This is a genomic window from Micromonospora sp. NPDC049240 (assembly GCF_040647835.1).
Lineage (GTDB): Bacteria > Actinomycetota > Actinomycetes > Mycobacteriales > Micromonosporaceae > Micromonospora.
In genome coordinates, this window is record NZ_JBEZCX010000007.1 from 1 (window position 1) to 21,110 (window position 21,110).

17 protein-coding genes, 2 tRNA genes, 1 other RNA gene and 1 pseudogene are annotated in these 21,110 nt (G+C 73.0%); 12 read left to right on the plus strand and 9 right to left on the minus strand.

All coding sequences use genetic code 11. The features are described 5' to 3' along the window. The first annotated feature begins 295 nt into the window (after window positions 1–295). The gene (locus tag AB0B02_RS11900) at window positions 296–922 is read left to right on the plus strand and encodes an NAD(P)-binding domain-containing protein (protein WP_281934208.1); all 627 of its coding nucleotides are present in this window, start codon (window positions 296–298) and stop codon (window positions 920–922) included. Window positions 923–976: 54 nt separating this feature from the next. On the opposite strand, the gene AB0B02_RS11905 is transcribed toward AB0B02_RS11900, so the two are convergent. Then, window positions 977–2,791 carry a VanW family protein gene (locus tag AB0B02_RS11905; protein WP_357300166.1) on the minus strand — a complete coding sequence of 605 codons (1,815 nt, stop codon included), beginning with the start codon at window positions 2,789–2,791 and terminating at the stop codon, window positions 977–979. Between the two features lie 187 nt (window positions 2,792–2,978). Between AB0B02_RS11905 and nudC the strand changes: the two genes are divergently transcribed. The 3 genes from nudC to AB0B02_RS11920 all read left to right on the plus strand — a co-directional run bounded on the left by nudC (window position 2,979) and on the right by AB0B02_RS11920 (window position 6,501). After that, window positions 2,979–3,902, plus strand: a complete 924-nt coding sequence (nudC, locus tag AB0B02_RS11910) for an NAD(+) diphosphatase (RefSeq protein ID WP_281934210.1) — start codon at window positions 2,979–2,981, stop codon at window positions 3,900–3,902. A gap of 449 nt (window positions 3,903–4,351) precedes the next feature. Then, complete coding sequence (locus AB0B02_RS11915; RefSeq protein ID WP_281934652.1) at window positions 4,352–4,903, plus strand: DUF6230 family protein; 552 nt, start codon at window positions 4,352–4,354, stop codon at window positions 4,901–4,903. Between the two features lie 80 nt (window positions 4,904–4,983). After that, the gene (locus AB0B02_RS11920; RefSeq protein ID WP_357299634.1) at window positions 4,984–6,501 is read left to right on the plus strand and encodes a DUF6114 domain-containing protein; all 1,518 of its coding nucleotides are present in this window, start codon (window positions 4,984–4,986) and stop codon (window positions 6,499–6,501) included. 64 nt (window positions 6,502–6,565) lie between these two features. Here AB0B02_RS11920 and AB0B02_RS11925 read toward each other — a convergent pair whose 3' ends face one another. After that, the gene (locus AB0B02_RS11925; protein ID WP_281934214.1) at window positions 6,566–8,236 is read right to left on the minus strand and encodes a DUF885 domain-containing protein; all 1,671 of its coding nucleotides are present in this window, start codon (window positions 8,234–8,236) and stop codon (window positions 6,566–6,568) included. 144 nt (window positions 8,237–8,380) lie between these two features. On the opposite strand from AB0B02_RS11925, the pseudogene AB0B02_RS11930 reads away from it, so the two are divergent. Then, window positions 8,381–9,480: pseudogene (locus tag AB0B02_RS11930) on the plus strand (DMT family transporter); the annotation flags it as partial. On the opposite strand, the gene AB0B02_RS11935 reads toward AB0B02_RS11930, so the two are convergent. Both AB0B02_RS11935 and AB0B02_RS11940 read right to left on the minus strand, forming a co-directional pair. Next, entirely contained in the window at window positions 9,363–10,433 is a 1,071-nt protein-coding gene (locus tag AB0B02_RS11935; protein ID WP_357299637.1) for a PHP domain-containing protein, read from the minus strand. The pseudogene AB0B02_RS11930 and the gene AB0B02_RS11935 overlap by 118 nt on opposite strands. Before the next feature lie 58 nt (window positions 10,434–10,491). Then, window positions 10,492–11,259, minus strand: a complete 768-nt coding sequence (locus AB0B02_RS11940) for a M23 family metallopeptidase (protein WP_281934218.1) — start codon at window positions 11,257–11,259, stop codon at window positions 10,492–10,494. 208 nt (window positions 11,260–11,467) lie between these two features. On the opposite strand from AB0B02_RS11940, the gene AB0B02_RS11945 reads away from it, so the two are divergent. The 4 genes from AB0B02_RS11945 to AB0B02_RS11960 all read left to right on the plus strand — a co-directional run bounded on the left by AB0B02_RS11945 (window position 11,468) and on the right by AB0B02_RS11960 (window position 13,276). Next, window positions 11,468–11,764, plus strand: a complete 297-nt coding sequence (locus tag AB0B02_RS11945) for a hypothetical protein (protein WP_107162256.1) — start codon at window positions 11,468–11,470, stop codon at window positions 11,762–11,764. Between the two features lie 72 nt (window positions 11,765–11,836). Beyond that, the gene (locus AB0B02_RS11950; protein WP_281934220.1) at window positions 11,837–12,007 is read left to right on the plus strand and encodes a hypothetical protein; all 171 of its coding nucleotides are present in this window, start codon (window positions 11,837–11,839) and stop codon (window positions 12,005–12,007) included. A gap of 122 nt (window positions 12,008–12,129) precedes the next feature. Then, on the plus strand, window positions 12,130–12,654 hold the full coding sequence (locus AB0B02_RS11955; protein WP_107162257.1) for a tRNA adenosine deaminase-associated protein: 525 nt from the start codon (window positions 12,130–12,132) through the stop codon (window positions 12,652–12,654). Window positions 12,655–12,721: 67 nt separating this feature from the next. Next, window positions 12,722–13,276 (plus strand): nucleoside deaminase, encoded by a 555-nt coding sequence (locus tag AB0B02_RS11960; RefSeq protein WP_357300170.1) that lies wholly within the window; start codon window positions 12,722–12,724, stop codon window positions 13,274–13,276. 112 nt (window positions 13,277–13,388) lie between these two features. Here AB0B02_RS11960 and deoD read toward each other — a convergent pair whose 3' ends face one another. Then, window positions 13,389–14,096, minus strand: coding sequence for a purine-nucleoside phosphorylase (gene deoD, locus AB0B02_RS11965; protein WP_281934225.1), 708 nt, complete (start codon window positions 14,094–14,096; stop codon window positions 13,389–13,391). 75 nt (window positions 14,097–14,171) lie between these two features. Here deoD and AB0B02_RS11970 point away from each other — a divergent pair. Continuing rightward, window positions 14,172–14,261 (plus strand) — tRNA-Ser (locus AB0B02_RS11970). A 40-nt stretch (window positions 14,262–14,301) separates the two neighbouring features. Here AB0B02_RS11970 and AB0B02_RS11975 read toward each other — a convergent pair. From AB0B02_RS11975 to AB0B02_RS11990, 4 genes are all read right to left on the minus strand, one after another. Next, window positions 14,302–14,832, minus strand: coding sequence for a hypothetical protein (locus AB0B02_RS11975; protein ID WP_308447800.1), 531 nt, complete (start codon window positions 14,830–14,832; stop codon window positions 14,302–14,304). After that, the gene (locus AB0B02_RS11980; protein WP_357299642.1) at window positions 14,829–15,443 is read right to left on the minus strand and encodes a hypothetical protein; all 615 of its coding nucleotides are present in this window, start codon (window positions 15,441–15,443) and stop codon (window positions 14,829–14,831) included. The genes AB0B02_RS11975 and AB0B02_RS11980 overlap by 4 nt, the downstream gene beginning before the upstream one ends. A 612-nt stretch (window positions 15,444–16,055) precedes the next feature. Beyond that, on the minus strand, window positions 16,056–17,819 hold the full coding sequence (locus AB0B02_RS11985) for a glycosyl hydrolase (RefSeq protein WP_357299645.1): 1,764 nt from the start codon (window positions 17,817–17,819) through the stop codon (window positions 16,056–16,058). A 298-nt stretch (window positions 17,820–18,117) separates the two neighbouring features. Next, window positions 18,118–18,202 (minus strand) — tRNA-Ser (locus AB0B02_RS11990). A gap of 81 nt (window positions 18,203–18,283) precedes the next feature. Between AB0B02_RS11990 and ffs the strand changes: the two genes are divergently transcribed. Next, window positions 18,284–18,373, plus strand: an RNA gene (gene ffs, locus AB0B02_RS11995) — signal recognition particle sRNA small type. A 107-nt stretch (window positions 18,374–18,480) separates the two neighbouring features. Continuing rightward, window positions 18,481–21,093, plus strand: a complete 2,613-nt coding sequence (locus AB0B02_RS12000) for a DNA polymerase III subunit gamma and tau (protein WP_357299649.1) — start codon at window positions 18,481–18,483, stop codon at window positions 21,091–21,093. The last annotated feature ends 17 nt before the right edge of the window (window positions 21,094–21,110 follow it).

A 21,110-nucleotide genomic window follows, 5' to 3' on the forward strand; every position in this document is an offset into this window, starting at 1 on the left:
TACATTCCGAACCCGGAAGCTAAGCCCTCCAGCGCCGATGGTACTGCACTCGGGAGGGTGTGGGAGAGTAGGACACCGCCGGACAATCTTCCAGTTCAGGGCCACCCTTCGGGGTGGCCCTGAACTGCGTTCCGGCCGGAACCGGCGGAACCTCCACGGCCGACCCGTCGTGTCTCGTACCGTCGAGCCGGGACCGCTGCGCGCGTCCCCCGCCGGACGGGCGGATTCGTCAAACGTGACGTGACGAACGGCGTGTTCGGGATCGGTACGGGCCGACCGGGGTACAGGAGTGGTCATGGAGATCGGAATCATCGGGTCGGGGCACATCGGGGGCACCCTCACCCGTCGTCTGAGTTCACTCGGCCACGACGTCGCGGTAACCAACTCCCGCGGCCCGCAGAGCCTGACCGACCTCGCCGCCGAGACCGGCGCCCGGGCCGTGAGCCTGGAGGAGGCGGTCCAGGGCGCGGAACTCGTGGTCGTCGCGATCCCGCTGAAGGCGGTGCCGCAACTGCCGGCGTCGCTCTTCGACGGCAAGCTGGTCGTGGACGCGAACAACTACTACCCCCAGCGCGACGGCGACGTGGCCGAGCTGCTGGACCGTAGTCTCAGCTCCAGCCGGTGGACCGCCGACCACCTCAAGGGCGCCCGGGTGGTCAAGGCCTTCAACAACATCCAGGCGGCGCACCTGATGGACGCGGGCAAGCCGGCGGGCACGCCGGGCCGGATCGGTCTGCCGGTCGCCGCCGACGACGAGGACGCCAAGCGGGTCGTCATGGGGATCGTGGCGGAGCTGGGCTTCGACCCGGTCGACGCGGGCACGCTCGACGAGAGCTGGCGGCAGCAGCCGGACACGCCGGTGTACGGCACCGACCGGGACGCGGAAGGCGTACGGGAGGGTCTGGCCGCGGCGCGGCCCTGATCGCACCGAGCACGAAGAAGGCCCCGCTGAGCGGGGCCTTCTTGGCGTCCGGGGTCAGGCCCCCGGCTCGGGGGCGCAGATGAAGCGCGGTTCGGCGTCGTACCGCCAGCTGAACTTCTCCCGCTTGACGACCTTGCCGTCCTTCTTGATCACCCGGAACGCGTCCTGGGCGAATCCCACCCCACCGGCGGCGGAGATGCAGTCGGGACCCGGCTTGAGGTAGACCGTCTTCGGCTGGGTGACGTTCCGGCGCGGGCCGTACTCGGTCTTCACGCTGTCGTAGATCTTCGTGCTCCAGATCGACACGGTGATCGAGCTGCCCGTGTACGAGGTGTCGATGAGCACGCCGTGCGGCGTGTTGTTGCGGAACTTGAAGTCGAGCTGCGGCCAGTAGATGGTCGACTCGATGACGGCCGGGTAGCGGCTGAAGTAGAACGAGTGCGGCTTGTGCTCGACGTCCTCCAGCCCGGCGTAGTAGCTCGCGTTGAACAGCGTGGTCGTGAACTGCGAGACACCGCCGCCCACGCCCGGCACCAGCTTGCCGTTCACGATCGTCGGCGCGTCCTGGTAGCCCTGGTCGTAGCCGCGTTCGCCGGTGTGCGCGTTGAGCGAGAAGGTCTCCCCCGGCTTGACGATCGTGCCGTCCACGTCCTTGGCCGCCTGGACGATGTTCTGGCTGCGCGGGGAGGAGAGGCCGCCGGTGAAACGGGTGGTGAAGGTGGAGACCCGTTCCTTGATGCCCAGCTCGGCCAGCTTGGCCTCGGTCAGCTCCGGCGTGGCCGGCTTCAGCGCGGCGGTCACCGCCCGGTCGGTCGGCTTCGGCAGCACCGCGAGCAACGCGGGCCCGAGCGCGGCGGCGTCGACCTGGCGGCCGGCCCGGCTCGGTACCACCTTCGGCTTGCCGCCACTGATGGTCAGCCCGGCGTCGCGGGGTTCCACCTCCAGCGTCGCCAGCTTGCCGCCGAGCGCGGCGCGCAGTCGATTGACGTCGACCCGGGGAGTGATCTTTCCGGCGTCGTCGGTCGGGAAGCGCAGTGACCTGGCGATGGCGGCGGGCGGGATGGTGACCGAGCCGCCGTCGGTGGTGAGCGTGACCGGCGCGGCGACGGCGGGCCGGGCCAGCTCGGTGACGAGCCGGTCGACCTCCTCCCGGGTGGTCGCCGGCCACTGCTCCACCAGGGGCACGGTGACCGGTCGGGCGGCCAGCCACGCCGAGGTGACCGCCGACGTCGCGGCGGTCGTGTCGACGGTCAGCGCCGGCTTCGGGTAGACCGGCTTCGGGGTGGTGCCGGTCCAGATGATGGTCGGCATGGTCATCTCGCGGCCCTGGTCGCCCGCCGCCTTGCGCAGGGCGGCCGCCAGCCGGTCGGCGTCGACCGTGACCACCGGCTCGACCGCGCGGGAGCCGACCAGTCGGCTGACCGCGTGCGCGTCGGCGGCGGCGGCCGCCGCCACGGTGGCGTCCACGTCGACGGTGAGCCCGACGTCGGCCGGCTTCAGCTCGACCTTCTTCTCGCCCACGGTCACGGTGAGCGGGGCGTTCAGCGCGTCGGCGCGGCGTTCCAGCTCGGTGCGCAGCGCGCGGGCCGCCTCGGCCCGGCTCCGGCCGCCCAGCTCGGTGCCGAGCACCGTGGTGCCGCGGGGCACGTCACCGGCGTACGCGTAGGCGCCGACGCCGACGCCACCGGCGAGCACGGCGGCGGTGATCCCGCCGGCCAGCAGCAGCCGGGCGCGTCGGGAGCGCGGCGGCTTCCCCGGGTCGTCGGTGGGCGGTGCGGCGACCGGCTCCAGCTCGACCCCGGGCCAGCTCACCGCCGCCACCTTGATGGTGGGGCGGTCGTCGGCGGCCGGCATCTTCTCGCCGTACATCGTCACTGCAACCTCATCGGAAGGACACGTGCGGGGACCGCTTCCCCCGCGGGAGACACCTACGGTAACCAACGCTCGGGCCGGTCGGGAGTCTCCGGCCGGGCGGTCGTGTCGGGCGGGCGGCGGTGTCGCACCGATCACCCGTTTCGGGGCCCCGTCCACGCCCTGGTCGTGACACGGTGGGCGGGTGCGGGCGGACGAGCGCGGGTTGGCGTACGGCGGTGGCTGGCTGGACCGGGCGGCGGAGCTGCGCGGGGACGCGAACTGGCTGGCCGAGCGGCGGACCGATCCGGCGAGTGTGGTGCTGCCGTGCTGGCGGGACCGGTGCCTGGTGGACGCCGGGCGGGCGCCGGTGCGGCCAACCGTGGTGGACGCGGCCGTTTTGCTCGCCGCCGCCGACGAGACGGTCTTCCTGGGGCTGGACGCGGGCCGGGCGGTGTTCGCCGCCGACCTGTCCGGCCGGGAGGAGGGCGAGGCCCGCGAGCTGGCCGGCGCGGTCGAGGCGGTGGACGTCCGCGCCCTGGTGGGCGGGCTGACGCCGGCGGAGGCGGCGCTCCAGGCGTACGCGAAGGGGTTGCTGCACTGGCATCGGGGCCAGCGGTTCTGCGGTGCGTGCGGGGCGGCGACGGTGGCCGGCTCGGGCGGGCACGTCCGCTCCTGCACCGGGCCGGGCTGCGCCCGGTTGTTCTTCCCGCGGATCGAGCCGGCGGTCATCGTGCTGGTCGAGGCGCCCGGTGAGCCGGAGCGTTGTCTGCTGGGCCGGCATCGCGGGGCGGCGGAGGATGCCTGGTCGCTGCTGGCCGGGTTCGTGGAGATCGGCGAGAGCCTGGAGGACGCGGTCCGGCGGGAGTTGGCCGAGGAGGCCGGCGTGTCCGTGCGGGCGGTGACCTATCAGGGTTCGCAGGCGTGGCCGTTTCCGGCCGGGTTGATGGTCGGGTTCCGGGCGACGGCGGTGTCGACGCGGGTCCGGGTCGACGACGAGGAGCTGGTGGCGGCGCGCTGGTTCACCCGGGCGGAGCTGCGTGCGCGGGCGGCGGCGGGGCGTTCCCTCGGCCGGGTCGACTCGATCGACCGCCACCTGCTGGAGTCGTGGTTGGACGAGCGGGGCTGAGCTGGCTCCGGTCGGTGGCGTGGTCCCGGCCGGACGGGTGATTGGCTCCTCACCCACAGCGCCTTGCCAGCTCGCCGTTACCGAACTGTGATGTTTGGCGGTGACGACTACCACAGGTGAAACCTGTTCGGCATCCTGTCGTAATCAGGGCGGTTTGCCCTGACCTCCTTGCCCTGGGGATGTTAACCGTTGGTAACCAGGGACGATCTTGATATCACGTCTGTGTTACCCGTCAGTAGCTTGGGGCTTGTGAGGTCTGTCGCTTCGCGAGAGCATCCAATCCGCGACCGCGCGGCCGTTCGGCACAACGGCATCCGCGCCGCCCCGCAGCTTTCCCGTCCCGCGTCGCGTCCCGCGTCCGGCGACGCACCCCCGTCGAGGAGGACCTTGTGAGTGAATCGGAGAACCGTCAGCCGAGTGGCGGCACCCGCTGGCGGCGCTTCGCCGCGATGATGGTGCCGGCGACGGTCGTGGCCGGCGGCATCGTGCTGGGCATGGCCAACGGCGCCATCGCGGCCTCGTTCGCGGTGTCGGGCCAGACCTTCAAGGTCGGCGCCACGAAGCTGGAGGGCAACGGCTTCAAGCAGTACGGCGGCATGGTCGAGGAGAAGAACGGCACCAAGCACCCGGTCGCCGTCTCCGAGATCGCCGACGCCAAGCTCTACGACCTCTGCCAGTCGGTCAACGCCAGCCTGCCGGGCATCCCGATCGTGCTGACCATCAACGCCGGTGGCGACGGCAAGCCGGCCACCGCCACCAACCTGCTGATCGACATGGACTCGCTCGCCGGCGACGCCACGTTCGAGAACATCCAGATCGGCCGCGACGCCAACGACCTCAACGCCAAGCAGGGCCAGCCCGGCGGGTTCGGGCAGAGCGCCGACAAGGTGACCATCACGAAGCTGGAGCAGGTGGCGCGCTCCACCAGCGCCGGCGTCTTCACCCTCAACGGCCTGAAGCTGAAGGTCAACGTGGGCAAGGACGCCAAGGAGTGCTTCTGATCTGATGGCGAGGCTCGCGGAGGGCGCCCTCCGCGAGCCTCGGCCATGTCTCACCCCGTCAGCACCGCCAGGAGGAGTACGTGACAACCGCCGAGACGCAGCAGGCCCGGCCGGGTCGGCCCGGCCAGGCGTGGCGTGGCTTCCGCCGGTGGCGCCGGGCGCGACCGTTCTGGGGCGGGCTCTTCACCGCGCTGGCCGGTCTGGAGATCTTCGCCACCACCCAGATGAGCCTCAACGGCCTCACGTTCCAGATGGGGCCCACCGGCTTCCTGTCCTGGCTCATCCCGACCATCCTCGTGACCTGCGGCATGCTGCTCTGGTTCAGCCCGGCCCAGCGGATGTTCTACGCGGTGGTCGCGGCGATCACCGCGCTCTACTCGCTGATCGGCGTGAACCTCGGCGGCTTCTTCATCGGCCTGCTGCTCGGCATGATCGGCAGCGCGCTCGGCTTCGCCTGGGTGCCGCGCAAGGAAACCGCCGGCGACCCGAAGCCGGCCCAGCCGGTCGACGAGCCGGCGACGGAGCCGGCCGAGGAGCCGGAGCCGGCCCTGGTCGACGAGTTGCTGCCGCCCCGGCAGCGGCAGGACGACGCCACCGGCGTCCTCACCGACATGTTGCCGGAGCCGCGTAACCCGCTGCGCGAGGCGTCGCCCGTCGACCCCGCCGGCCCGGACACGCCCCACGGGTCGGGCTACGCGCCCCGGGCGTACGCGATCCTGCTGGTTCTCGCGGTCTCCCTGGCCGGCCTGGTGGCGCTCCGCGACCAGCGGCCGGCGGTCGCCGCGCCGGCGGCCTGCCCGACCACGTCGGCGCCGGCGCCGAAGCCGTCCGCCTCGAAGACCGCGTCGGCGTCGCCGTCGGCCAGCCCGAGCGCCACCGCCACGACCGCGCCGCCGGCCGAGGACCCGGACGGCAACCTGCTGACCGACCTCGTCGACGGCATCACCGGCCTGTTCACCGGCGGGGAGGAGGCCGAGCCGTCGCCGTCGCCCGTGGCCCCCGCCGCCGCAGCCGCCACGCCGAGCGGGAGCGGCACGCCGAAGCCCAGCGGCAGCGCCAAACCGTCGACCCCGGCGAAGCCGGGCGCCGACTGCGACGACGCCGACCCCGCCCCGACCAAGCCCGCGCCGGTCGAGGAGGGCAAGCCGCTGCCCAAGCTGGCCGCCGACCCCGACCAGCCGCTCGTGGCCGACCCGCCCTCCCGGCTCACCGGCTCCAAGGTGACCATGACCGGACTGCGCTTCGAGGGCATCGTCGAGCTGCCCACCTACCGGGGCAAGCTCAAGTGCCTGAAGTTCACCATGGACAAGGCGGTCACCGACGACTTCACGCTGCTGGCCAACGGCCCGGCGGGCAAGAAGCAGCGGTACGTCACCGACCGGCTCACCGTCTCCGGTGACGTCGCGTTCTACGCCACCCGGTTCGTCGGGCACCTGCTCGGCATCAAGATCACGCTGACGCCGGACCTGCCCTTCCCGGACGGCATCCCGATCACCTCGCCGATCCCGATCAGCTTCGACGACCCGGTGATCGAGCTGGCGTACGAGCACTCGAAGTCGCTCACCGCCAAGCCGGTGCTCCGGGTCGACCTGGCCTGATCCGGGCGCACCACGGAAACGGCCGGGCGTCGGAGGTCCCTCCGACGCCCGGCCACCGTCGTCCTCAGAGCCTTTCCAGCGCCCGGCGCAGCGGGTCGAGCCCCAGCGCGCCCAGGTCGAGCGCCTGGCGGTGGAACTCCTTCAGGTCGAAGTCGGCGCCCTTGCGGGCCTTCGCGTCCTCCCGGGCCTGCAACCAGATCCGCTCGCCCACCTTGTAGGAGGGGGCCTGCCCCGGCCAGCCGAGGTAGCGGTTCAGTTCGAAGCGCAGCGTCTCGTCCGGCACCCGGCAGTGCGCCCGCATGAACTCCCAACCCAGCTCCGGCGTCCAGCGCTCGCCCGGGTGGAAGCCGAACGGATTGTCCACCGGGATCTCCAGCTCCAGGTGCATGCCGATGTCGACGATCACCCGGGCCGCCCGCAACGCCTGCCCGTCGAGCATGCCGAGCCGTTCCCCCGGGTCGGCCAGGTAGCCCAGCTCGTCCATCAGCCGCTCCGAGTAGAGCGCCCAGCCCTCGCCGTGCCCGGAGACCCAGCAGAGCAGCCGCTGCCAGCGGTTGAGCAGGTCGGCCCGGACGGCGGTCTGCGCGACCTGGAGGTGATGGCCCGGCACCCCCTCGTGGTAGACGGTGGTCACCTCACGCCAGGTGGAGAACTCGGTGATGCCCTGCGGCACCGCCCACCACATCCGCCCCGGCCGGGAGAAGTCCTCGCTCGGGCCGGTGTAGTAGATCGCGCCGTCGCTGGTCGGCGCCAGGCAGCACTCGATCCGGCGGACCTGCTCCGGGATGTCGAAGTGGGTGCCGTCCAGCTCGCTGATCGCCTGGTCGGCGAGCGCCTGCATCCAGTCGCGGAACGCCTCCTTGCCGCGGACCGTCCGCGCCGGGTCGGCGTCGAGCGCACGGACCGCGTCGTCGACCGAGGCGCCGGGGCCGACGATCCGCGCGGCCACCGCCCGCATCTCGGCCTCCAGGCGGGCCAACTCCGCGAAACCCCAGGCGTACGTCTCGTCCAGGTCGACCTTCGCGCCGAGGAAGTACTGCGAGGCCAGTTCGTAGCGCTCCCGGCCGGCGGCCTGCTTCTGCCGCCCGACGGGGGCCAGCTCGGTGCGGAGGAAGTGCCCGAACTCGGCGGTGGCCGCGGTCGCGGCGGCGGCGCCCTTGCGCAGCTCGGCACCGAGCGTGCCGTCCGCGTCGAGGCGTTCGGCCAGGCCGTGGAAGAAGTTGTCGCCGTCCGGGTCGACCCAGATGTCGCACTGCTTGGCGACCTCGACGAGCTGCACCTGCGAGCTGACCCGCCCGGCCGCCGCCGCCTCACGCAGCGTGCGCTTGTAGCCCTCCAACGCGGACGCGAACCGGTTGAGCCGGGTGGCGACGTTCGCCTTCGCCTCCTCGCCGTCGGTCGGCATCAGGTCGAAGACCATCCGCAGCTCGTGCAGCCCACTCGTGATCACGCTGACTTCGCTGGTGGTCTCGCCGCTGTCGTAGCGGGCGAGTTCCAGGCCGAGGCGTTCCTGCATCGCCTCCTGCGCGGTCCGCTCCGCCTCGGTCTCCGCCTCGGTCACGTCGAGCTGGCCCAGCGTGCGCCGGGCCAGCTCGGCACGGGCCGCGTAGCCCTCGGGCGACAGGTCGTCGAGCTGGTCGTCGTAGCCGGCGATGCCGACGTAGGTGGCCCCGGTCGGACTCAGCGGAGCCCACTGGGCCACGTACCGGTTGGCGAGGTCATCGATTCGTCCCACGGGGCGACCCTACGTGACCGGGTCACCCCCGTGTCGAGCCTGTTTGCCGTGTTCAGGGTCGGGCATCGAACAGTTGCTGTGGCGGTCGACACGGCGGCCGAAATCCGCGCGACTTCGTCGTACCGAAGGGGCAGAGTGTCAGGGGTGAACATGGATTTCGCCCCTGACCGGGCACCGCTGCGGAGCTGGCTGCCCGGGTTCGTCGCACTGGCCGCGATCTGGGGTTCCAGCTTCCTCTTCATCAAGGTGGGGGTGGGGGAGCTGCACCCCGTGCACCTCACGCTCTACCGGGTGGCCACCGGCGCGGCCACGCTGCTCGTGGTGCTGGTCGTGCTGCGCGACCGGCTGCCCCGCGAGCCGGCGGTCTGGGGCCACCTGCTGGTGGTCGCCGCGTTCGGCGTCGCGCTGCCGTTCACCCTGTTCGGCTACGGCGAGCAGCGGGTCGAGTCCATGCTGGCCGGCATCTGGAACGCCACCACGCCGCTGATCGTGCTGCCGCTGGCGGTGCTGGTGTTCCGCACCGAGCGGTTGACCGCGCGCCGGGCGGTCGGGCTGGCGCTGGGCTTCGTCGGCGTGCTGGTGGTGCTCGGTGTCTGGGCGGGCGTCGGCGGCGCGCACTTCACCGGCCAACTCATGTGCCTCGGGGCGGCGGCCTGCTACGGGCTGGCGATCCCGTACCAGAAGAAGTTCATCGCCGGACGCGCGTACTCGGGACTGTCGCTGTCGGCGGCCCAACTGCTCGTGGCGACCGCGCAGCTCGCGCTGGCCGCGCCGCTGGTGGCCGGTGCGCCGCCGGTGCCGACCGACCTGTCCCCCCGGGTGGTGGCCAGTGTGCTCGCGCTCGGCGCGCTCGGTACCGGGCTCGCCTTCGTGATCAACCTGCGCAACATCCGGCTGGCCGGGGCCAGCACGGCGTCCACCGTGACGTACCTGGTGCCGGTCTTCGCGGTGGTGGTCGGTGCCGTGGTGCTCGGCGAGCGGATGAACTGGCACCAGCCGGTGGGCGCGCTGATCGTGCTGGTCGGGGTGGCGGTCGCGCAGGGCCTGGTCGGCCGGCGCCGGCCCGCCCCGACGCCGGTGGCGCCCGCCGGCCGCCCGGTCGAGCCGGCCGCCCGGGCCTGACCGCTCAGCCCCGGCCCGCCGTCCACTTCACCAGGCGGTCGGCGGTCCACGTGTTGATCACCCGGTCGGCCGGTACGCCGCAGCGCGCCGCCCGTTCGCACCCGAAGCGCTGCCAGTCGAGCTGCCCGGGGGCGTGCGCGTCGGTGTCGATGGCGAACCGGCAGCCCGCCTCCAGCGCGCGGCGGATCAGCCGCTTCGGCGGGTCCTGCCGCTCCGGCCGGGAGTTGATCTCGACGGCGACGTCGTGCTCCGCGCAGGCGGCGAAGACGGCGTCCGCGTCGAACTCGCTCTCCTTGCGGGTACGCGGCCGGTGCCCCTTGTCGCCCGGCCCGGTCACACCGGCCGGCCGGGAGGACACCATCCGGCCGGTGCAGTGCCCGAGGATGTCCAGGTGCGGGTTGGCGATCGCGGTCACCATCCGGCGGGTCATCTTCGCCCGCTCGTCGTTGAGGCCGCTGTGCACCGAGCCGACCACCACGTCCAGCCGGGCCAGCAACTCGTCGGTCTGGTCGAGTGAGCCGTCGGCGAGGATGTCGACCTCGATGCCGGTGAGGATGCGGAAACCCTTCGGCAGCGCCTCGTTCACGGCGGCCACGTGGTCGAGCTGCCGGCGGAGCCGGTCCGCGGTCAGCCCGCGGGCCACCTTCAACCGGGGCGAGTGGTCGGTGAGCACCACGTACTCGTGCCCCAGCTCGACCGCGGCCAGCGCCATCTCCTCGATCGGTGAGCCGCCGTCCGACCAGTCCGAGTGGGTGTGGCAGTCGCCGCGCAACGCGTCCCGCAGCGTCGCCGCCTCCGCGTCCAGGTCGGTGCCCTCGGTGGCCAGCATCCGACGCAGGTAGACCGGCTCCTCGCCGGCCAGCGACTCGGCCACGCAGCGGGCGGTGACGTCGCCGACGCCGGCCAACTCGGTCAGCTTGCCGGTGCGGGCCCGCTCGGCCACCTCGCCGGCCGGCAACGCGCCCAGCGCCGCGGCCGCCGACCGGAACGCCCGCACCCGGTAGGTGGCCTCGTTGGCGCGTTCCAGCAGGAACGCGATCCGGCGCAGATCGGCGAGGGGATCCCGGGCAGTCATGCAGTGGAACCTACGCGCTCCGGCCGCCCGCCGTGCGCCGCCGGACCCGCGCGTCGGGTCAGCCGCCCGCCGCGGACCGGCCCGGCGACGCCGGGCAGCCGTGCTTGCGCTGCCAGGCGGTGACCTCGGCGACCGGAGACCGGTTGCCGCCCTTGCGCCAGGAGTTCAGGTAGGGCGCCGGCCAGACCACCCCGCGACGGATCCACCAGTCGTCGTGGCCGGAGCACTTCGGGGAGAGCCCGAAGTGCAGGTGGCACACGTTGTTGGCGTTGCCGGTGCGGCCCACCTTGCCGAGCTGCTGCCCGGCGCGCACACGGACGCCGGCGTCGACGCCGGACACGATCGCGCTCAGGTGCGAACCGTAGTAACGCACCCCGTCGTCGCCGAGCAGCGAGACCGAGAGCCCACCGTTGTTCGGCCCCATCGGCCCCCGCTTGTCGAACCGGTCCACCCGGCTCACCTCGAGCACCACCCCGTCGGTGACCGCCACCACCGGCTCACCGCAGTCGGCGAAGACGTCGGTGCCCGGGTAGCCGCCGTGCGTCGGGTGGTAGTCGACGTTGCCGGCCCGGACCGGGAAGACGCGTCGCGGCGCGGGGCGCGACGGTGTCGGGGCGGCGGCGGTGGCGGTCGGGGCGGCGGAGGCGGCCGGTGGGGCCGGGCTCGCCGTCGGCTCGGCGGGTTGCGTCGCCGTCACCATCGGGCTCGGGTCCTGCCACGCGTCCGCGGGCGCCGCGGGCCGGTCGCACCCGGCGGCCAACGCCGCGACGAGCAACAGGACCGGGAACGCCGGACGCGCGCGGCGGCCGATCGATGGCGAGCGCATCCGATCATCCTGGCAGACCACTACCGTGGGAACGAAAGCGCCGACCCGGTCGCACCGGCCGGTCACGGTGGGTGACGTCGGGGTCGATGGGTCGGGGAGGGGAGCAGCGGTGACGAACGGGTGGCACGGGGCAGCCGGAGCGAGCGGTCCGGGGGCGTTCCACGCGCCGCCGCGTACCCCGTCGGGGCTCTTCCCGTCCGGCGGGCCGATGCGCCCCAGCTACCGCGAGCCGTACCCGGTGACCGGCGCCGGCGTGGCGCTCGGCGCGGTGGTCACCTTCGCCTGGTTGCTGCTGTTCGGGCTGGTCGGCCGCGACGTGCCCGGCTACGCCTGGTGGACGGTGCTGGCCGGCGGCGTCGCCTGGGCGGTCGCCGCGGTGCTGGTCCGCCACGGCGACCGGGGGGTGGCGACCGGGGTGGCGATCGTCACCGCGGGCGGCTGGAGCATCGCCGCCGCGATCGTCGCGGTGCGGTGGGCGCAGACCGGCGACTGGCCGCTCTGGTGACCTTACGTGCCGCTTTCGCTGCGTAGCGAAGACCATCTTGACGTACGCGCGGTGACGGTTCACGCTCGCCGTATGGCCTGGACCACACCGCCGCGGCTCGACCCCGATCGGAGCCGCCGTCGCCTACAACTCCTCGCCGAGTTGGCCGGTGCCCGTGCGGTACAGCAGCGCGAGCGGCCGCAGCGGGCGCGCAGCGACCGCCTGCGCCAGCTCATCGCCACCCGCCGCCGCGTGGCCGGCTGAGGCGACTTTCTCCAGGAACGGCCGGCCCCGGTCGGGGCGTTGACCGGTCGCCCGCCGACCCGACCGGTTAACGTGCATCGCGTGACGTGTCGGCGTGCTGCCGAGGCCAATTTGGGGGGACCGTGTCGTACTTCGCTGCTGCCGTGGCGCGCATCGACGGCGGCTGGACCGCCGGCGAGGTCAGCCTGCGGGGCGTCACCGACATCGAAGAGGCGGCCGACCGGCTGCGTGACGTCGAGCCGGACGCCGACCTCTCCCTGCTGTTCGTCGAGGCGGACGACACCTACCTGGTCGTCCTGCGCCTCGACGAGGGGGAGGACCTGCGGGTCTTCGGCTCCGACTCGGCGTACGCGGAGGAGTCCCGGCTGGGCGCGCTGCTGGTCGGCGACCTGAAGACCTCGGTCACCGGCCTGGAGGACGTCGACGAGCCGCGCCCGTCCGGCGGCGACGACGAGACCGAGCAGCCGGCCGTGGACCCGGAGGCCGACCCGGTGGGCGACGCCGACCTCCTCGCCGACCTCGGCATCCCGGCGCCGAAGCTGCTCGCGCTCTGCGCGCACGAGGGCAACATGCCGGCCGACGTGACCGCCGAGATCTGCCAGGTGCTCGGCTGCGCGGACGAGGTCGAGGAACTGCGTGAGGTCTGAGCCCGGCGAATCCGTGACACCCGGCGCCGTGGAACCGACCGACGCCACCGACCCGGCACTGGAGACGCTGCGACCCGGCCAGCCGACGCCGGGTCGACCCGGGCGGGCGGGGCCGGGCGCGGACGAAGGGCTGGCCGACCCGGGCGCGGTGGGGCGCCGGCAGCGGCACGAGCTGTGGATGCGCCGGGCCCTGCACGTCGCCGCGACCGGCCCGGACGGGCCGACGCCGGACGAGGGCGCCGACGACGTGCCGGTCGGGGCCGTGCTCTACGGGCCCGACGGCGGGGAGCTGGCGATCGGGCGCAACGAGCGGGAACTGACCGGCGACCCGACCGCGCACGCCGAGGTGCTGGCGCTGCGCCGCGCCGCGCAGCGGCTGGGCCGGTGGCGGCTGGACGGCTGCACACTGGTGGTGACGCTGGAGCCGTGCACCATGTGCGCCGGCGCGATCGCGCTGGCCCGGGTCTCGACAGTGGTGTTCGGCGCGTGGGAACCGAAGACCGGCGCGGTCGGCTCGCTCTGGGACGTCCTGCGCGACCGCCGGGTCACCCACCGCCCAGAGGTCTACGCCGGCGTCCTGGCCCCGGAGAGCGCCGCCTTGCTACGCGCCTTCTTCCGGTAAGGCCGGGCCCCCTGTTAACGCCTGCGGTATAGACGGGGCCCCTTCTCAAACGAGCCGCCGCCCCCGGCACCGGGTGGTGACGGGGGCGGGGCGGGTAGCGGCGGAGGGTCGGTCAGGCGATGGCGGTGTCGAGGGCGATCTCGACCATCTGGCCGAACGTCTGCTCACGCTCCTGCGACGTGGTCTTCTCGCCGGTCTTGATGTGGTCGCTCACGGTCAGGATGGTCAGCGCGCGGGCCTTGAACCGGGCCGCGATCGTGTAGAGCGCCGCCGACTCCATCTCCACCGCCAGCACGCCGTAGTCGGCGAGCGCGTCGTACAGGTCCGGCCGGTCGGTGTAGAAGGCGTCCGCGGCCAGGATCGGCCCGACCCGCATGGTGATGCCGCGCCGCTCGGCCACCTCGACCGAGGTACGCAGCAGCCCGAAGTCGGCGACCGGGGCGTAGTCGATCAGCCCGTCGAAGCGCATCCGGTTCATGTTCGAGTCGGTGGACGAGCCGATGGCCGCCACCACGTCCCGCAGTTGCAGGTCCTCGGTCAGGGCCCCGCACGAGCCGACCCGGATCAGCGTCTTCACGCCGTACTCGTTGACCAGCTCGTGGGCGTAGATGGAGGCGGACGGCATGCCCATGCCGGAACCCTGGACGGAGACGTCGACGCCGTTCCACCGCCCGGTGAAGCCCAGCATGCCGCGCACCGTCGTGTAGCAGCGGGCCTCCTCGAGGTAGGTCTCCGCGATCCACTTGGCCCGCAGCGGGTCACCCGGCATCAGGACCCGCTCGGCGATCTCTCCCGGCTCAGCGCCGATGTGCGTACTCATGGCAAAGATCCTGCCAGGCCGGCCGACGGGATACCGGTTCGGCGTCCGAAGCGGTGGTCCTGTACCCTCGTCGGCGGTGGCGTGTCCGAGTGGCCTAAGGAGCACGCCTCGAAAGCGTGTGAGGGTTTACGCCCTCCGCGGGTTCAAATCCCGCCGCCACCGCCAATTGCCGAAGCGCCCGGGGAATCCCCGGGCGCTTCGGCGTTCAGCAGGGGCCGTAGCCCTCGTCGAAGAGGCGACGGGCCCAGTCCGCGTACCCGGCGATGATCTCTCGGACGGTGACGCCGTCGTGCAGGAACAGGTACGCGCGGTCGCCGTCGCGGGCGAGCAGCCCGGCGAAGCGGTGGCTGCCGGGCGGCGCCGGCAGCGCGGCGGCGCCGGGGTACGCGGCGCGGACCTCGCCGACCGGCGTGCCGGCGCTGATTCCCTCCGGCGTGGTCATCGGGTCGTCGAGCCAGAGCAGGACGAGCCGGTCGTCGACGAAGATCGGGCTGACCTCGCCGTGCCCGGCCAGTGTGGGCCCGCAGGCCTCCTCGTCGGTGCGCAGCAGGCCGCGCCGGGTGAGGTCCTCCTCGGTGTCGCCGAACCCCGCGTTGCGCAGGCCGTTCAGGCTGACCACCTCGGCGGCGCCGACCGGTCGGGCGGGCACGTCCGGCCCATGTGGATGGACGCCGCTCCCGGCGATGGAAGCGGCAGCGAGCAGTGTGGCGATAAAGCCGAATTGTCGTAGTTTCATGCAATCCCCCAGTCCCCAACGGGACCGGGGCGAGGAGGTTGCTGGTGCGGGCCGGATTGGCGCAGTTCCCACTCCTCGGCCAGTTCGTCCCAGTAGTCGGCGGACAGCCCGCGCCGGCCGTGCGCCAACCAGCCGGCCGTGTCGCGCTCCAGGTGCAGGCCCAACTCGGCGAACGGGTCGATCCACGCGCCCGGCTCGGCGCCGAGCCGGGCCAGCGCCGTGTTGATCGGCCACTGCGCCCGCGGCCGGTCCAGCGCGCCGTCGTAGCGCGGGCCCCAGGTCACGTCGCCGTCCAGCCACACCACCGCCGCCTGGTGACCGAGCCCGCCGGTGAACTCCGCCTCCAGGTACGCCACCGGCCCGCGCTTCGACCAGCGGGCCAGCAGCCCCGCCAGCGGCGGCGAGAGGACCAGCCGGAACGGGCGTACCGCGCAGGGCTCCTCGGCGGCGAAATCCGGCGGCTCGCCGGTCAGCTCCGCCACGAGCTGCGGGGTGACCGGCAGCAGCGCGAAGTCCTGCCGGAGCGCGGCCAGCACCGCGTGGTCCAGGTCGGTGGTCTGCTCGCGCAGCAGCTCGACGTCGGCGACCACGGCACTGAGCTGGTAACTCATCCGGTCCTCTCGGCGTCCACAGCCTGTGGATGGAACATGTGTACGACGACGGATCCTGCTGTCGCCCTGGCACGGTAGCCCGCCGCCGGGGGTGGAAACCCCCGGACCAGGTCGGATGGTTTCCGGCTTACCGCTCCCGAGCGCGATGCCTAGCGTCGATCCCGTGATCGAACTACGTGAGTTGACCAAACGCTACGGGAACCGGACCGCCGTGGACAGGCTCACCGTCCGGGTGCCGCCGGGCGCCATGCCTGGCCCTCGCCGAACTCCCAACGGGATGGTGGCGGAGGCGCGGATCACCCGGCCGAGGTGCCGTTCCGCCAGCGCTCGCCGAAGCGGCTCGTGAGACCAGAAGGCAGCCGGAACCTCGGGCGCTGCGACGATCCGGTCGCGCTCCGCCCGTTGGCAGGAGGCGCAACGCCCGGAGTTGTTGTCCGCCGCCAGGCTCGCCCCGCAGCGGGCGCAACCCGCTCGCCTCGACATCGCGGTCATCGACTCATTCAAACCGCTGTGTGACTGCTCGGTATACAGGTGGCGCATACGTGGCTGGCTCTGCGCGTACCCGAGAGGGGCCGGACCCTCGACGGGCCCGGCCCCCTGGCGATCAGGTCGTCACCACGCGGACATGTCGGGGAGCTGGTCGATCGAGATGGTCCTCGGGTTGGCCATCGCGGTACGCCACAGCCCGGCCACGTCCTTGCCGCTGCCGTTCCAGTCCCGCGACGCCCAGACCACGTAGTACGGCCACGCCGGGTCGGAGTTGGGGTTGAGCGGGCTGAACGTCTCCGCCACGCCGGTGGTCTTGGCGCCGTTGACCGCCTTGGTGGTGGCGAAGTCGCTGCTGCTCTGGAAGTAGTCCGAGGTGACCAGGTCGACGTAGCCGTCACCCGGGTACCAGGACGCCAGCGAGGTGCCCTGGCCGCTGGCCATTCCGTTGAACACCCAGACGATGTTGTGCGCGCCGGCGAGCTGCGCCCGCTGGTAGATCAGCCGCCAGAGCTGCTTGTAGGCGTCCTGACCCTTCTTCGCCCACCACATGTAGTTGTTGTTCGCCTCGTGCAGCGGGCGGAACAGCACCGGCACACCGGCGTCGCCTATCTTCTTCAGCTCGCGCACCACCAGGTCGATGTCCTGGTAGAGCTTGGACGACGGGTTGCTCAGGTCGGGCTGGAAGTCGCAGGGCGCGGAGTAGTTGCCGCCGCGCGGGCAGTACCAGTGCCACTGGAACGCGACGATGCCGTTGCGCGCCCTGGCCCAGTCGATGACCTGCTGGGTCTCGATGCTGCCCCGGGTGTACTCCATGAAGTCGAACGCCACGATCGCCGGGTAGCGGCCGGTCAACTGCTGCACCCTGTCCGCGTCCGGCAGGTCGGTCTGGCCGCTGACGTAGGTGTGCGTGCGCAGGTAGCAGATCAGGTTGCGGGCCTTCGAGTTCGCCTGCGGGTCGGCCGGGGCCTGGCCGCAGTCCGGGCCGGGCGGGGTGGGCGGCTTCACCGCGTACACCTCGACCTCGTAGAGCGAGTAACCCCAGGCGGTGCCGCGTGCGGTGCCGGACATCCGCACGTACCGGCCGCTGGCCCCGGCCGGCGTCACGTCGTCGGTGCCGCCGTCGCCCGTCGTGGTGCTGAACACCGGGGTCCAGGTGGTGCCGTCGGTCGAGGTCTGGATCTGGTACGCCTTGCCGTACGCGGCCTCCCAACGCAACCGCACCGTGTTGATCGGGTACGTGGCGCCCAGGTCGACCTGGATCCACTGCGGGTCGGCGTAGAGGCTGGACCAGCGGGTCCCCCCGTTGCCGTCCACCGCCTGGGCGGCGGCGTTCGGGCTCTCCGTCGACGACGCGGTGACCGGCCGGTTGAGCGCCAGGTTGCCGCTGGGGACGCCGGTCGGGTCCGGCGTCGGGGTCGGACTGCCGGTGGGGCTGGGGCTGCCGGTCGGGCTCGGGCTCGGTGGCGTGGTGTCGCCGCAGGCCGCGCCGTTGAGCGTGAACGCGGTCGGGGCCGGGTTCGACCCGGTGTAGGTGACGTTGAAGCCGAAGCTCACCGTGCCGCCGGCCGGGACGCTCGCGTTGTAGGAGACGTTGGTGGCGGTGGCGTTCGCGCCGGACTGCGTCTTCGTCGCGTTCCACATGTCGCCGATCACCTGGCTGCCGGGGAACGCCCAGCCCAGCGTCCAGCCGTTCACGGCGGCCCCGGTGTTGGTGATCGTGACGTTGGTGGTGGCGCCGCCGCCCCAGTCGTTGGTGACCTGCCAGGTCACCGAGCAGGCGCCGGCGGCGGCCTGGGCGGCGGGTGTGGTGACGAGCGTGGTGGCCAGTGCGGTGACGGCTGCCGCCGCCCCGGCCAGGCAGGCCCGCGTGCGGGTGCGCTGGATCATGAGGAACTCCCGTACGGGTGATGGTTGCGGGGAGCCCTCGCCGCCCGGACGGGTCGGAGCGTCGGTTGCCCTTCCGGCGTCCGACCCGGCGAAGATATCCACGATGGTCGGCTTAACCGGTTAACTTTGTCAATGCCTCACCATCCGCTGATGTGCCTATCAACCCCCTGAACCGGTAAAGAAACCGTTATCGACACTCCACCCGCCACGGGGCGGTGGTCGGTCAGGGAGGGAGAAGAGGGGGCCGGAGACGGCAGCAGGGCCGGCCCCAGCGGGGCCGGCCCTGCGCACGAGAGCGCGGAGGATACGAGATTCGAACTCGTGAGGGTGTAAACCCAACACGCTTTCCAAGCGTGCGCCCTAGGCCTCTAGGCGAATCCTCCGCGAGCCAGGATACAGGTCCCGCGACGGCGGGCCACCCCACCCTCCCGGAAGATCCACAAGCCTTCGGGTAGGCTTGGCGTCACCTCCCGTGCGGCGGTACCTCGTGAACCTCCCCAGGGCCGGAAGGCAGCAAGGATAAGCGAGCTCTGCCGGGTGCACGGGAGGCCTTTCTGTCTCCGGGGCCGGGTAACGTCGCCGCGGGTCGGGTCACGGGGTGGTGGGTGGTCACCCGGGGCCGACCGGCGCAGAATGGCTCGGTCGAGAGGAGGCGGGACGGGTGGCACTGGCCCTTTACCGCAAGTACCGGCCCCGCACGTTTGCCGAGGTCATCGGTCAGGAGCACGTCACCGAGCCGCTGTCGCAGGCGCTGCGCAGCGGCCGGCTGAACCACGCGTACCTCTTCTCCGGCCCGCGCGGCTGCGGCAAGACCTCCAGCGCCCGGATCCTGGCCCGCTCGCTCAACTGTGAGCAGGGCCCCACGCCCGAGCCGTGCGGGCAGTGCGAGTCCTGTCGCGGGCTGGCCCCCGACGGCGGCGGCTCGATCGACGTCATCGAGATCGACGCGGCCAGCCACGGCGGCGTCGACGACGCCCGCGAGCTGCGCGAGAAGGCGTTCTTCGCGCCGGCCCGCAGTCGCTTCAAGATCTACATTATCGACGAGGCGCACATGGTCTCGTCGGCCGGCTTCAACGCGCTGCTCAAGCTGGTCGAGGAGCCTCCGGAGTACGTCAAGTTCATCTTCGCCACCACCGAACCGGAGAAGGTCCTCGGCACGATCAAGTCGCGGACCCACCACTACCCGTTCCGGCTGTTTCCGCCGAAGGTGGTTCGGCCGTACCTGGAGCAGTTGACCGCGGCGGAGGGCGTCAAGGTCGAGCCGGCCGTCTTCCCGCTGGTGGTGCGCGCCGGCGGCGGCAGCATGCGGGACAGCCTCTCCGTGCTCGACCAGCTCATCGCGGGCGCCGGCCCGGAGGGTGTCGGCTACGCCCGGGCCGCCGCGCTGCTCGGCGTCACCGACTCCGCGCTGATCGACGAGATGTGCGACGCGCTGGCCGCCGGGGACGGCGCCGCCGCGTACGCCACCGTCGACCGGGTCGCCGAGGCCGGCCACGACTCGCGTCGCTTCGCCTCCGACCTGCTGGAGCGGCTACGCGACCTGATCGTGCTCCAGCAGGTGCCGGACGCCGCCGCCAAGGGCCTCATCGACGGCCCGGCCGACCAGATCGAGCGGATGGCCGCCCAGGCGCAGCGCCTCGGCCCGGCCACGCTGTCCCGCTGCGCCGACATCGTGCACAACGGCCTGGTGGAGATGCGCGGCACCACCGCGCCCCGGCTGCTGCTGGAGCTGATCTGCGCCCGGATGCTGCTGCCCGGCGCCGACGACTCGTCCGGCGGCCTGCTCCAGCGGCTGGAGCGGATGGAACGCCGGCTCACGCTGGGCGGCGTCGAGCCGTCGCCGTCCGCGCCGGCCACCCCCACCCAGGAGGTACGCCCAGCCGCTCCCGCCCCGGGCGCGGCTGCCGCCGCGGTCCACCCGTCGACCGCCGGCACGCCGGCGGCTGCCGATGCCCCGACCGGACCCGCCGCCGCCCGGGCCGCCGCCGCGACGGCCGGCTCCCGGCCGGTCCCCGGCGCTCCGGCCGCGGCCGCTGGTGCTTCCGGCCCGGGCGATTCATCCGGTCCGGTCGGTTCGGGCGCGGGTGCCGGCTCCCCGCTGCCGACCGGCCGGGAGCCGGCCGCCCCGGCCCGTCGTCCGGTGCTGTCGTCGGCGGTGATGCCCGATCCGGCCACGCCCGAGCCGCCCCGTCCGGGCGCGGCGGGTCCCGGCGCGCTGGACGCCGTGGCGGTGCGCCGGGTCTGGCCGGAGGTGGTCGGCAAGGTCAACCGGAGCAACAAGCGGATCGCCGCGCTGATGCGCGACGCCGTGGTGCGTGACCTGGACGGTGACACGCTGGTGCTGACCGTGAAGTCGACGGTGCTGGCGAAGATGATGGCGGATCACGCCGCCGTGCTCACCGACGCGCTCTACGAGGAGCTGGGCGGTCGCTGGCAGATCCGCTGCGAGGTGGCCGGCGAGCGGGGCGGCGTGTCGCTCGGTGGCCCGTCCCGGCCCGCCGCGCCGGCCCGACCGGCATCCCCGCCTCCGGAGACGCCCGCCAGCCAGGAGCCGGGTGGTGCCCACCCGGCCGGTGGGGCCGACGGTGCGGGTCGAGCCGGTGGCGCGCCCGGCGGATCGGGGCGGGCGAACGGCGCGGGTGATGGTGTGAACGGCCGGAACGGGGCGATGCGGTCCACCGGCGGCGCTCCCACCGTCGACCCGGCGGAGGACTGGCCCGAGCCGGCGCGCCCGGGTGGCACGGCCGCCGGCGCGGGAGAACGGCCCGAACCGGGTGGTGCGCCCGCGAAGGCGGACGAGTGGCCCGAGCCGGCCCGCCCGGGTGGCGCGCCGAGCACGGACGGGGCGTCGGCATCCGCTCCACCGGCCAGCGCGTCGGCCGCCCACGCCGCACCGGCCCCGCCGAGACCGGCCGGGCCACCGGCGCAGCCGGCCGCGTCCGCGGGTCCGCCGGTGAGCAGCGCGATCGCGGCAGCCCGGGCGGCTGCGGCGGGACGCGGCCCGCGTACCGGGCAGGCGGCCCGGAAGACGGCCGAGGCCGACTGGGCCGGTGAACCGCCGTACGATCCGGACTTCGACGGTCCGGTGCGCGGCGGTGCGAAGCGGTCGGGTGGTGCCGCGCCGGCGAACTTCGAGGGCTTCGACCCGGGCGACGAGCCGCTGGACGAGGTCATCGACGAGCGCACCGCGCGCGAGTCCAGTGAGGAACAGGCGGTACGCCTGCTCCGCGACGCGTTCGGCGCCGAGCGGATCGACGAGGTGGACGCCCGCTAGCCCTTTTGTCGACGACC